Annotated in this window: 11 protein-coding genes, 2 tRNA genes and 1 pseudogene; 5 read left to right on the forward strand and 9 right to left on the reverse strand. The window is 62.7% G+C overall.

All coding sequences use genetic code 11. The features are described 5' to 3' along the window. On the forward strand, window positions 1-744 hold the full coding sequence (locus tag FJ986_RS02445; RefSeq protein ID WP_140670013.1) for a creatininase family protein: 744 nt from the start codon (window positions 1-3) through the stop codon (window positions 742-744). Between the two features lie 47 nt (window positions 745-791). Here the strand turns inward: FJ986_RS02445 and FJ986_RS02450 are convergent, their stop codons facing one another. The 3 genes from FJ986_RS02450 to FJ986_RS02460 form a co-directional block, all read right to left on the reverse strand. After that, a complete protein-coding gene (locus FJ986_RS02450) occupies window positions 792-1,709 on the reverse strand; it encodes a carbohydrate ABC transporter permease (protein ID WP_140515758.1) in 918 nt (305 codons plus the stop codon). Between the two features lie 13 nt (window positions 1,710-1,722). Continuing rightward, entirely contained in the window at window positions 1,723-2,844 is a 1,122-nt protein-coding gene (locus FJ986_RS02455; protein WP_140515760.1) for a sugar ABC transporter permease, read from the reverse strand. 94 nt (window positions 2,845-2,938) lie between these two features. Next, entirely contained in the window at window positions 2,939-4,603 is a 1,665-nt protein-coding gene (locus FJ986_RS02460; RefSeq protein ID WP_140493924.1) for a sugar ABC transporter substrate-binding protein, read from the reverse strand. A gap of 289 nt (window positions 4,604-4,892) precedes the next feature. Here FJ986_RS02460 and ugpC point away from each other — a divergent pair, with 289 nt between their 5' ends. The 3 genes from ugpC to rbsK are packed head-to-tail and all read left to right on the forward strand — an operon-like array spanning window position 4,893 to window position 7,356. Beyond that, window positions 4,893-5,942: a sn-glycerol-3-phosphate ABC transporter ATP-binding protein UgpC gene (gene ugpC / locus FJ986_RS02465; RefSeq protein ID WP_140515762.1), complete on the forward strand. Its 1,050-nt coding sequence runs from the start codon at window positions 4,893-4,895 to the stop codon at window positions 5,940-5,942. Window positions 5,943-5,969: 27 nt separating this feature from the next. Beyond that, window positions 5,970-6,422 carry an RbsD/FucU family protein gene (locus FJ986_RS02470; protein ID WP_140515764.1) on the forward strand — a complete coding sequence of 151 codons (453 nt, stop codon included), beginning with the start codon at window positions 5,970-5,972 and terminating at the stop codon, window positions 6,420-6,422. Window positions 6,423-6,426: 4 nt separating this feature from the next. After that, window positions 6,427-7,356: a ribokinase gene (rbsK, locus tag FJ986_RS02475; RefSeq protein WP_140560598.1), complete on the forward strand. Its 930-nt coding sequence runs from the start codon at window positions 6,427-6,429 to the stop codon at window positions 7,354-7,356. 25 nt (window positions 7,357-7,381) lie between these two features. Here the strand turns inward: rbsK and FJ986_RS02480 are convergent. Beyond that, window positions 7,382-7,457 (reverse strand) — tRNA-Val (locus FJ986_RS02480). Between the two features lie 216 nt (window positions 7,458-7,673). Here FJ986_RS02480 and FJ986_RS02485 point away from each other — a divergent pair. Beyond that, window positions 7,674-7,750: transfer RNA gene (locus tag FJ986_RS02485), tRNA-Asp, on the forward strand. A gap of 178 nt (window positions 7,751-7,928) precedes the next feature. Here the strand turns inward: FJ986_RS02485 and FJ986_RS02490 are convergent. From FJ986_RS02490 to FJ986_RS02510, 5 genes and pseudogenes are all read right to left on the reverse strand, one after another. Further along, window positions 7,929-8,334, reverse strand: a pseudogene (locus FJ986_RS02490) (methyltransferase); the annotation flags it as partial. Between the two features lie 376 nt (window positions 8,335-8,710). Next, the gene (locus FJ986_RS02495; protein WP_140493912.1) at window positions 8,711-8,914 is read right to left on the reverse strand and encodes a CsbD family protein; all 204 of its coding nucleotides are present in this window, start codon (window positions 8,912-8,914) and stop codon (window positions 8,711-8,713) included. 157 nt (window positions 8,915-9,071) lie between these two features. Beyond that, window positions 9,072-9,857, reverse strand: a complete 786-nt coding sequence (locus tag FJ986_RS02500; protein WP_140631593.1) for an SDR family oxidoreductase — start codon at window positions 9,855-9,857, stop codon at window positions 9,072-9,074. Next, window positions 9,854-10,849: an ABC transporter permease gene (locus FJ986_RS02505; protein WP_140673328.1), complete on the reverse strand. Its 996-nt coding sequence runs from the start codon at window positions 10,847-10,849 to the stop codon at window positions 9,854-9,856. Before FJ986_RS02505 ends, FJ986_RS02500 begins: the two co-directional genes overlap by 4 nt. 105 nt (window positions 10,850-10,954) lie before the next feature. Then, window positions 10,955-11,995, reverse strand: coding sequence for a sugar ABC transporter substrate-binding protein (locus FJ986_RS02510; protein ID WP_140673330.1), 1,041 nt, complete (start codon window positions 11,993-11,995; stop codon window positions 10,955-10,957). Window positions 11,996-12,006: the final 11 nt, after the last annotated feature.

Genomic DNA, 12,006 nt, shown 5'->3' on the forward strand with positions numbered 1-12,006 from the left:
ATGCGCTATGAGCTGATGCTGCCGCACCAGATCCGCAAGGCGATCGCCCAGAACTGGCCGGTCGCGCTGCCGCTCGGCGTGCTCGAATACCATGGCGAGCACATGGCGGTGGGCATGGACACGCTGGCGGTCGTCAAGACGCTGGAGCTGTTTGAGAAGGAGCGGGAGATCGTCATCCTGCCGCCCTTCTACTACGGCGCAGCGAGCTACGCCGTGGCGCCGCCGGAGGGCACAGGCTCGGTGCAGGTTGGCGGCAATCAACTGGCGCCTTTCGCGGAGGAACTGTTCTATAGCCTTCTGCGCATCGGTTTTCGCAACGTCCACGCCATCATCCACCATCAGACCGAGAATTTCGCCGCCGGCATGCCGACCGATCTCGCCTTCAAGGCCGCCGGACGTCAGGCGATCTTCCGTTTCCTTGAGAAGGAACGAGGTGAAGGCTGGTGGGGCTCCGAGGCGATGGCCGCCTACTATGCCGAGCATGCCGAGGGCAGCAATTTTTTCAACTGGGTGCAGGTGCATCCGCTGATGCCGGCCGAGATGAACGGCAAGTACCCGTTCGACCATGCCGGGATCGGCGAGACTTCGCTGATGCTGGCGCTATGCCCTGAGGCTGTCGATGCCGGCCATTTCGCCGACAACACGAGCTGGTATACGGCCAGTGCTCCGGATGCCTCGGCTGCGCTCGGAGCAGAGGGCGTTGCCATGATCATGGATCACCTGCGCACGATCCTGAAAGCCTAGCGCGATTCTTCCTTCTCCCCTTGTGGAGAAGGAAGGGACGGCGCCGACTATTTCACCGCTCCCGCGGTCATGCCCATGATCAGGTAGCGCTCCAGGGCGATGCCGATGACGGCCAAGGGCGCGATTGCCGCCGTGGCAAGCGCTGCCATCGACCACCAGTTGATGCCTTGCGAACCGGTCTGGCTCGCCACCATGACCGGAATTGTCTTGGCGTCGGTCGATGTCAAAAGGGCGGCGAAGAAATACTCGTTCCAGCACAGCACCATCGCCAGGATGAAAGCCGCGACCATGCCGGGCAGGGCAATCGGCATGACAATGCGAAAGAACGCGCCCCAGATCGACAACCCGTCGACGAGGGCCGCTTCCTCGAGCTCGACCGGAATGGAATTGAACTGGTCGCGCATGATCCAGATGACGATCGGCAGCACCATCAGCGTGTAGAGCAGGATCAGCCCGATGCGCGTGTCGAGCAGCCCGACTTCGCGGTAAAGCACCAGGAACGGCAGTGCGAGCACAACTGGCGGCAGGATGAGCTGCGACAGGAAGAAGAAGGAAATGTCCTCGTTCTTGAACCAGGCGAAGTGATACCGATAGCGTGTAAGGCCGTAGGCGGCGAGGCTGCCGATGACGATGGCGAGGCTCGACGCGCCGACCGAAGTGATTACCGAATTCATGAAGCGCTTGAAGAATTCGTCGCGGACGGTCGACGTCTGGAAGATCGAATCCGGCGACAGGCCAAGCGATCGCCAGCCCTTCCAGTCCGGCTGGAAGTCGACGAAGGGGATCAGATGCCCCTGGGTCACGTCTACCGCCGACTTGAACGAGGTCGTGATCGTCCAGTAGATCGGAAAGAGGCAGATGAAGGCCCAGAACACAAGCGCGCCATAGATGAAGACGCGGCTGGTGATGAAGCTCGCCGGCGAGCGGATTTCGGAGACGGTATAGTCGGTGGTCTGAACGCTCATGATCCCTGCCGCACTAGTTCACATTGCGCACGAAGCGGTTGGCGACCTTCAGCAGCCAGGTCACGAACACCACGATGATGACGAGATAGGCCATCGCCAGCATCGTGCCGTAGCCGACATTGGAACGGTCCCGGTACTCGCGATAAATAAAGCTCGACACGGAATCGGTGGCGCCGCCCGGTCCACCCGAGGTGACCGTGATGATGATGTCTGCCAGTTTCAGCTTGAAGATGATGCGCAACACGACGGCGGTCACCGACACCGGCAGCATCAGCGGGAAGGTGACCTGCCAGAAGGTTTGCCAGGCCGTGGCGCCGTCGACGCGCGCGGCCTCCAGCACCTCGCGCGACATCGCCTGCAAGCCGGCAAGCAGCATGATCATCATGAAGGGGATGAAGGTCCAGGCGTCGAGCATCATGATCGAGATACGGGCGGTGATCGGGTTGGAGAAGAAGGCGGGGTTGTCCCAGCCGAGGTGGCGGGCCAGTGTCGCCGCCGGCCCGAACCGGTACTCCATCAGCGATTTGCCGATCATCCACGAGACCGCGACCGGTGACAGCATCAGCGGCATCAGGAAGACGACGCGGAAGAATTTGCGCGCCCGGATCTGCGCGTTGAGCAGCAGCGCCAGGCCGAAGGCGATGACATATTCGACCAGCACCGCCAGCACATAGAGCACCATGTTGAACAGCGCGTTGCGATAATAGGGATCGCCGAGCATCTGCCAGAAATTGTCGAGCCCGTTGAACTTGCGGCCCGAGAATGAACTCAGGTTCCAGTCGGTCAGCGCGATGTAGAAGCCGAACAGGGTCGGGAAGATCACCATGGCGATGGTGAACAGCAGCGCCGGCAGCAGGAACAGCGCCCGCTGGCCGTCTTCGCCGCGCGTCAGCACCTGGCCGACGCCGAGCGCCACGCCCCACAGCACATAGGCGTAGACCACGGGCCGCCATGTCTCGAAGCCGATCGTGTCGACCTCGCTCTTGTAGAGGACTTGCACCAGGATCGTTGCCAGAAGGCCGAGCGTCGCGACGGCCATCAGGGCCCAACCAAGCCGTTTGCGGCCGGGCGGGATCAGATCGGTCGGTACGGAATTTGCCGGCCACGCATTCGTGGTCGAAGTCTGGTCAGCCACGCCTCTTGCCTCTTTTGCGCAAATGACCGGCCGAAGCCGGCCAAGATACGGCCCGGCGACGTTCCGCCGGGCCGTGATCCATCATAACGCCTGCCTACAGGCCGAGCGAGGCCTTGTAGAGCTTGATCTGGTTGTCGCGGCCGATCTGGTCGGTCAGCTTCTCCCAGGCCGCGGCAATGGCGTCTGCGCCCTCCTGCGCCTTCATCTTGCCGGCGAAGGTGTTGGCCAGAATGTCCTCGGCGGCTGAATAGTACTGGAAGATGCCGGGGATGCGTGGCTCGATCGCCGCATTCGGGTGGTTGTAGCTGTCCGATTCCGACTTGAGATAGGAGGTGATGAAGGCTTCGTCATAGCCCGCCGCCACCCACTCCGGAATGTCGAAATGTGAGTTGCGGTAGGGCTGGAAGCCGGATGGGTACATCGCCGTCCAGATCGACAGGTCCTTGCCGCCGAGATGGGCGGCAGCGGACCATGCCGCCTTCTTCTTCTTCTCGTCGCTATCGACGCGGGCCATGACGTATACGCCCCAGCCGAGATAGGCGCAGTTCGGCGCATAGTTCGGTCCGCTGGCGAGTTTGTCCCACTGCCCGGTCTTGGAGTTGTAGACATCGTCGGAGCCGGGCAGGATCGAGAAGCCGGTGACGTCGCCCACGACGGAGGAGTCGTTGGTCTTGACGTTCGAGCCGACATCGCCCCACCAGGTGACCATCGAGCCGGTGCCGGCCAGGAACTGCTGGAAGGCGGTGGTGTTTGGATCGGCGTTGATTTGGTCGGCAGGCTCCGAAGGCAGCGCGTCGATCACGTCCTGTATGGCGCGCACCCAGGCCGGATTGTTGATGCGCGGCTTCATCGTGTCGGCGTCGAACAGCCAGGCCTTGTCGTCGGGGTGCTTGGCGTAGGCGGTGGCGCGGCTGCCGAGGAAATAGAAGCCGAATCCGCCCCAGGGTTTCGGCGCGTCGAGATAGCCGTAGACGTCCTGACCCTTGACCTGCTTGCCCTTGAGGAACTTGGTGACCGCCTGGACCTGCTGCCAGGTCTTCGGCACGCCCCATTCACCGCCGCCGCCGCCGTCCTTCCAGGCCTTGGCGAGGTCGGCATCGGAAAACACATCGGTGCGGTAATTGAAATTATGCGCGTCGCCGTCGACGGTCACGCGGTACTGCTTGCCGTTCCAGGTGCCGACAGGCGGCTTCAGATAATTGACGAGGTCGTCGAAATCGATCTGGGTCTTGACCCAGTCGGGCATCTCGGACGTGAGGCCCTTGCCGCAGACGTCGCCCTCGAACGGCGCGCCCATCTCGATGATGTCGAAGTCGACCGTGCCGGTGGCGATCGACTGCTGCAGGCGGGCATTGTAGTCGGCCTGCGCCAGATCGATCCAGTTGATCTTGGCGCCGGTATAGGTTTCCCAGGGCTTCAGGAAGCCGCGGAATAGCACATTGTGCAGGTTCTGGTTGTTGAGACCCATGAAGGTAAGCTCGACGCCGGCGAATTCGCCTTCCTTGACATTGGCCTTGGTCGCCTCGAGACAGAGCTCGCCGACCTTCTGGAAGTCGGCGTCGGTCGGCTGACCCTTGCCCACGCCGGGGATCTGCAGGATTTTCGAGCGCAGCTCACTGGCGGCGGAGGCCGGGCGCGTGAGGGCGCCGAGCCCGGCGCCGGATGCGGCAGCGATCGCGGCCATCGAGGCCGCGCCCTTCAATATGTCGCGTCGGGTTGCCCCCGCGCGGACCAGCGTTTCGTAGAGACCTGTTTTCATCGATGTTCCTCCCAGAATATCTGTTGTGAATGCGGCCAAATTTCTCAGGCGCTGGAGCGCCAAACGATTCTCCCGGTTCGGAAACGAACGATGCAGGACCCCACCTGCTCGATTGAAGTTCCGTTTTTTTGGTTCGGGCAACCGGTATTCGGACCAGCGCCCGTCACTATTCTCGCAACCAAACGCCGTGTCAACGAGACCGGGTTTTTGTCGGGAAGAGACCGGCTTGCCCTGGCAGGTCGCGTTGGTTAGCTTCTGCGCATACGGCAATGGAGCCGATGGGGGAGATATGGCTCAAGTCGCGATCAGCAAAGTGGCCAAGGCGTTTGGAACCGTCAAGGTTCTGCACGAAGTCAGCGTCGATATATCTGACGGCCAATTCGTGGTGCTGGTCGGTCCTTCGGGTTGCGGCAAGTCCACGCTGCTGAGAATGGTGGCGGGGCTGGAGACCGTCTCCGGCGGCACGATCGCCATCGGCGACCGTGTGGTCAACCACTTGCCGCCGGCCAAGCGCGACATCGCCATGGTGTTCCAGAACTATGCGCTCTATCCGCACAAGACAGTCGAGCAGAACATGGCCTTTGCGCTCAAGCTGCGCAAAACCGATCCGGCCGTGGTTGCCGAGCGGGTCAAGCGCGCCGCCGACATCCTCGACCTCAACCCTTATCTGAAACGCTATCCCCGGCAGCTTTCCGGCGGCCAGCGCCAGCGCGTCGCCATGGGCCGCGCCATCGTGCGCAACCCGCAGGTGTTCCTGTTTGACGAGCCGCTCTCAAATCTCGACGCCAAGCTGCGTGTGCAGATGCGCACCGAGATCAAGGAACTGCACCAGCGGCTGAAGACCACCACCATCTATGTCACGCATGACCAGATCGAAGCCATGACCATGGCCGACAAGATCGTGGTGATGCGCGACGGCCGCATTGAACAGGTCGGCGCACCGCTGGAACTGTTCGACCGGCCTGCCAACTTGTTTGTCGCCGGCTTCATTGGCTCTCCGTCGATGAACCTGCTCAAGGGCGTCGCGCGCAAGGGCGGTGTCGACATCGCCGGCGCTCTGTTCCCGGTCGCGCCCGGCAGCGCTGCGGAGGAAGGGCGCGCCGTCGTCTATGGCGTGCGGCCGGAGCATCTCGAGATTCATGCCGATGGCGTGCCTGCCAAGATTTCGGTGGTCGAGCCGACTGGCTCGGAAACCCTGGTCTTCCTGCGTTTCGGGGACGGCGAGATGGTGGCGCTGTTCCGCGAACGCCACGACTTCAAGCCCGGCGATACGCTCAAGCTCAGGCCGCGGCTCGACCACATCCATCTGTTCGATGCCGAGACCGGCAAGCGTCTCTGATCTCAAACTCATTTCACGAGGAATATCATGCTCAAAGGGATCAATCCGCTCCTCAATGCCGACGTGCTCCAGGCATTGCGGGCGATGGGACACGGCGACGACCTGATTATCGCCGACACCAACTTCCCCTCCGATTCGGTGGCGCGCCAGACGGCGCTCGGGCGGCTGCTGCGCATCGACGCGCCGGCGGCGCAAGTCGTGAAGGCGGTGCTGTCGCTCTACCCGCTGGATACGTTCGTCGACGATTCAGCCGCGCGCATGGAGATCGTCGGCAAGCCGGACGAGATCCCGCCCGTTCAGCAGGAAGTGCAAAAGGAGATCGACGCCGCCGAGGGCAAGCCATGGCCGATGCTGCCGGTCGAGCGCTACGCTTTCTACGAGCGCGCCAAGCAGGCTTACTGCGTCATCCAGACCGGCGAGCGCCGGTTCTACGGCTGTTTTGCCTTCCGCAAGGGCGTGGTCCCGCCGGATGCGGAGTAGCGGCATGCTGGCCGGCAAGCCGATCGTCATCCTCGGAGTCTTCGTCGCCGACACGGCCTATCGCGCCGCGCGGCAGCCGCGCATGGGCGAGACGATCCTTGGAACGTCCTTCACCCTCGGTCCCGGCGGCAAGGGTTCGAACCAGGCGGTTGCGGCCGGTAAGCTCGGCGCCGAAGCAACCTTCCTCACGCGCCTCGGCGTCGATGCCTTCGCCGACATGGCCAAGCGCACCTGGAAGGACGCCGGCGTGAAGAATGCCGTGATCGACACGCCCGACAGCTATACGGGCGCTGCCTATATTTTCGTCGAGGAGGGCACCGGCAATAACGCCATCATCGTCAGCCCCGGCGCGGCGATGCTGATCTCGCCCGACGACATCGAGGCCAATGCCGCCCTGATTCGTGGTGCCGGCGTCTTCGTGACGCAACTCGAACAGCCCATCGAGGCGGCGCTGCGGGCGTTGGAGATCGCGCGCGGGGCAGGGGTGACGACCATCCTCAACCCGGCTCCGGCGGCCAGGCTCCCCGACCGCATCTATTCGCTCTGCGACTACCTCACGCCCAACGAGACCGAGACGGAGGAGTTGACCGGCACGAAGGTCGCCTCGGTCGATGACGCCCGCGCAGCCGCCGGCAAGCTGCTCGAAAAGGGCGCCGGCGCCGTCATCGTCACGTTGGGAGAGAAAGGCGCATTGCTGCACACGAGGGATCGGTCCGAACATGTCGCCGCCGTCAGCGCCGGCCCGGTGGTCGAGACCACGGGAGCCGGCGATGCCTTCAATGGCGGCCTGGCCGTCGCGCTGTCGCGTGGGATGGAGCCCCTGCAAGCCGTGCGCTTTGCTTGCGCCGTTGCGGGCATTTCGGTGACGAAGCCAGGCACCGCGCCGTCCATGCCGGACTTGCACGAGGTCGAGGCGCTGCTGGCAAGGGGCTGAGGCGTTTGAATGAAAGGCGCCTGAATGGTGGGCGATGACGGGCTCGAACCGCCGACATCTTCGGTGTAAACGAAGCGCTCTACCAACTGAGCTAATCGCCCGCTCCGGGCCGGACCTTTAAGCGGTCGGGGCCAGCTTCGCAAGGCCAAATGAGCGTGGGACGCCGTCGTTGCGGGCCGTATTTGCGAACAACACGCCGGCTGTCAAAAAACCTTCTCCAGTTTGATGTTATGATGGTTTCGTGCGCTTGACACCCGGTGGCGAACCCCTTATCCAGCGCCCAACGACGAACGCGGCTGACACGTGCTCGTCAATGCGCGGGTGTAGCTCAGTTGGTTAGAGTGCCGGCCTGTCACGCCGGAGGTCGCGGGTTCGAGCCCCGTCACTCGCGCCATTTCTCCTAGGGGAAACAAACCCTTGGCTTGGGAGAAATGTCGACGTCGAATGTCAAAATGTCTTCTTGCCGGGGATAACCCAGACCTTGCGGATCTGGGACGTGGCTCCGCGGCCTGCTTGTTAAAAACATCCACACAGTGAAAGCGTTTCCGGACGATCAAGGCCGCAAGAGCCAATCACCTTGTCGCCGTATGAGCTGTGATGATCCACGCGCGCGAGTCGAAGAGTACGCCCTCGCTGGTCATATGCGCCTCCAGTAGATCGCGCAGGCGCAGCAATGCCTTGTCGGCCGCCTCATCGGTTCGCGCGAGCGCGTCCTTTACAAGTTAAAGGTCGATGATCGCATCAAACGCTCTATCGACGTCTGGCACATAGAAGACCGGTTCCCGCACGTCGATGAAATCGATCGAAACAAAGCCTGTCGTGCCCAGAAGTTCTGTAGCGAGGGTGGGATCGCCAAGTGAATACGGTTTGCGGGCATCTGCGGAAACCGCAGTTCCCGGGGCCAAAGGCTTGCCGAATGGCACCAGACCACTCGTTATTCTCCTGATTCTGCCACACCATCCACGCAAGGCGCGCGCCGTGCCGAGCGGAGGTGGCCGGCGCCCTTTTTTGGGGGCGGGTGGGGTAAACCCGACTTGCAGGACGCCGGCCAGGCGGGTTGGGTCCGCCAGGAAGTATAATGACGGAAAACCTTATGGTTCGATATTCCGCGATAACGGAACATCTGCGCGATGGGCGAGTTCCAGCCGATCTCAAGGGCCTATGATCCAGCTGCTCATCCACCGGCGTAGGTAGCGCATATCGGCTTTCTGGCCGCAGATCTTGCAGGTGTAGACGTTGTGCCTTTTTGCGCGCCGGAGCGCCATTATGCCGATGACCGGGAAGGCGGAGAGAGCCCGCCGACCGCTGGCATAACGGCTCTCGGCAAAGACGCCTCCCCTGGCAGCTCTGCTATCTACCAGCCCTGCCGACTATACCAGTCGTCGACGTCTCGGCGTACGCGATCCTTCTCGATGCCGTAGCGTTCCTGGATAATGCCCTCAAGCTGATCGCGTTTGCCGGCGATGCGGTCGAGATCATCATCAGTGAGCTTGCCCCACTGCTCCTTGACTTTACCCTTGACCTGCTTCCAATTTCCTTCGACGCGGTTCCAATCCATTGTGGCTATCTCCTGAATCACACATGGAAGAACGGGTGTATCGCCATGAGGTTCCGGTGGGCCAAATCCCCGCCGATCACCGCCAGCGGGAACGCTGCGGCTGCGCTTGGCATCAGTGATGATGTGCGCCGGCTTTCTTGTTTCCCTCACGCGTTGTTCACGGCGGCGCCAGCCTGAAGTCGCTCCCCTCTGGCAGCAATTGCCCGCCATCGACGACAATCGTGGTGCCGGTGATGTAGCTGGCATCGTCGGAAGCCAGGAACAGGAAGGCATTGGCGACATCGCGCGGACTGCCCAGCCGGCCGAGCGGAATGGCGTCTTCCATGTTCTTGATGAAGGCAGCACCCCGGTGAAGCTCCATTCCCTCGGTGAGAATGTTGCCGGGTTCGACGCCGTTGACGGTTATGCCGTAGCCGGCGAATTCGAGCGCCGCCGAACGGATCAGCCCGTTTATGCCTGCCTTGGTCGCGGAATAGTGGCCGTGGCCGGGACTGGTGACGTGCGGTCCGGTGATCGAGGAGGTGAACAGCATGCGCCCGCGGCGCTGCGCCTTCATCGGCACCAGTGCGGCGCGAGCGGCATTGAAACTGCCGCGCAGATTGACCGCCATGACGCGATCCCAGTCGTCCGGGCTGGTGTTCTCCAGCAATTGCCAGGGATAAATGCCGGCGTTCTGGACGATGATGTCGAGGCGGCCATGGTGCGCGAGCGCCAGCGCGACGGCGGCCTCGACATCGGCCAAAAGCGAGATGTCCGTACCGATGAAGGCGGCGTCAAGTTCACTGGCGGTCGCTCGCCCCACCTCGATCTCGGTGTCGGCAAGTACAAGCCTGGCACCTTCTTCGGCGAAACGTTGGGCGATGCCCTTGCCGATGCCGCGCGCGGCGCCGACGATCAGCGCCACCTTGCCCGACAGTCTTCCGGTCTCTGGCCCTACGGTCATGCGAGCCTCTGGCGAATGGTTTGCTTGCAGGCGTCGAGCAGGACCGCCGCCAGCACCAGCAAGCCGTGAATGACCTGGGTGAAGTTGGCGGGCAGGCCCATCAGATTGATCGCCGTGTTGATTGCCGACAAAAGCAGCACGCCGGCATAGACGCCGGGTAAGGTGCCGACGCCGCCTTTCAGGCTGACGCCGCCGATGACGACGGCGGCAAAGGCGTTGAACAGCAGGCCGACGCCGAGATTGGCGGTGGCGCCCGATGTGCGGATGGCGAGCAGCCAGCCGGCAAGGCCGGCTATGGCGCCGGCAAGTACGAACGCGATGATCAGGTTGCGGTTGACGCGGATGCCGGCGCGGAAGGTCGCCGTCTCGTTGCCGCCGATCATCACCAGATGCCTGCCGAAAGGCGTCTTGGCCATAATCAGCGAGAAGACGACGAAGCAGGCGATCGCGATCCAGGCGGTGAGCGGCAGACCGATCAGCCGCTGGATGCCGAACCAGCGGATGGCAGGCGCCAGATCCTGCGCCGAGCGGCCGCCCGAAATGACCAGCACCAGGCCGCGCACCCAGATGTAGGAGGCCAGCGTGATGATGAAGGCGCTCATCTTGACCTTGACGACCAGGAATCCGTTGAAAGCGCCGATGACGCCGCCGACGGCAAGCGCCAGCAGCAGCGAGACCGGCACCATCAGCCAGTCCGGATGCAACTGTACGCCGAAGCCGATGCCCGAAGAGCAGAACAGGATGCCGACCACCATGGCGCTGAGCGCGGCCACCGATTCGACCGACAGGTCCATGTGCCCGGCGATGATGACCAGCGCCAGGCCGATCGACATCACGCCTAGCACGCTGGAGGCTTCGATGATGTTGGCGAAAATACCGAGCTGGAAATAGTTGGGAATGAAAAGGGAGAACACCACCAGCACGAAGACCAGCATGAACCAGACGAGATTATCGAGGACGAACTCGAGGATTTGACGGGTGCGGGGGCTCATGGGCTGATCCGGTTTGGGTTCGAATGCCGCGGCGGCTCTATGCCGGGCAATTCTGCCGGGCAGGGCGGCTCCGGGCGGGTGGCCCGGAGCCGTTCTGGGGAAGGTTTATTCGACGGGCTTAACGGTGTCCGTCGGCGGCTTCTGGTTGCCCCAGAAGGCTGGATTGTCGACGTTCTCCTTGGTGATCGCGGCACCCGGGATCTTGATGTTGGGGCCCCAGGCCTCCTTGGTCACCACTGATTTCAGCCCAAGCACGTCATAGTCGCCGGGCTTGATTTCCTGCTTGTTGACGACCTTGTCCATGAACATGGCGACGGCCGCGGCCTGCGCGTAGAGCGGCTGTTCGACTTCGACGTTGAGCCAGCCCTTGCGGATCAGGTCGAGGCCGACCGGCGCGCCGTTCGAACTCATCAGCATGACGTCGCCCGGCTTCTTGCCGGCGGCCTCGAGCGAGGCGACGGCGGCGACCGAAAGATGCGCGGCGTGGCTGAAGATCAGGTCGATGTCGGGGTTGGCAAGCATCTGGTCGGCGACGATGGTGCCGGCGTTGCTGGCCTCCCATTGCATGGCCGGCAGCGAGATGATCTTGACGTCCGGGAACGCCTTCATCTTCTCTTCAAAGCCTTTCTGGATGTCCAGCGTGTAGGGATCGCCGGGGTCGCCGAGCACCTGCAGGATCTTGCCCTTCACAGCGCCGTTCTTGGCCTTCAGCAGCGCTTCGGCCTGTTCGGCGGCGACGTGACCGATCTCGACAGTGCCGGCTACCGAGGTGAAGTCGGACGGAGTGGAGGTGATCTGGCGATCGAATTCCACGACAGGTATGCCGGCCGCGCGCGCGGCCTCGATCGACGGCTTCAGCGCGTTGAAGTCGACGGCGGCCAGGATGATCGCCTTCGGTTTCAGCGCGATGACGTCGTTCATCTGCGATTGCTGGGCGTCGGTCTTGTTGTCGGCGTTCAGCGTCTTCATCTCGTAGCCGAGCTGCTTCAGGAACAGTTCCAGCGCGCTCACCGAGCCGGTCTGGAACTCATCGAGCAAGGTCGGCACCATGTAGTAGACGGTACCCTTGGACTGGGCGAATGCCGGCGTGAGCGTGGCAACTGCCAGTGCCAGGATACCTAGGACAGAAAGAAGTATTCGTTTCATGTCGTTGGCTC

Origin of the sequence: Mesorhizobium sp. B1-1-1, assembly GCF_006442955.1 — a bacterium.
Taxonomy (GTDB): Bacteria; Pseudomonadota; Alphaproteobacteria; order Rhizobiales; family Rhizobiaceae; genus Mesorhizobium.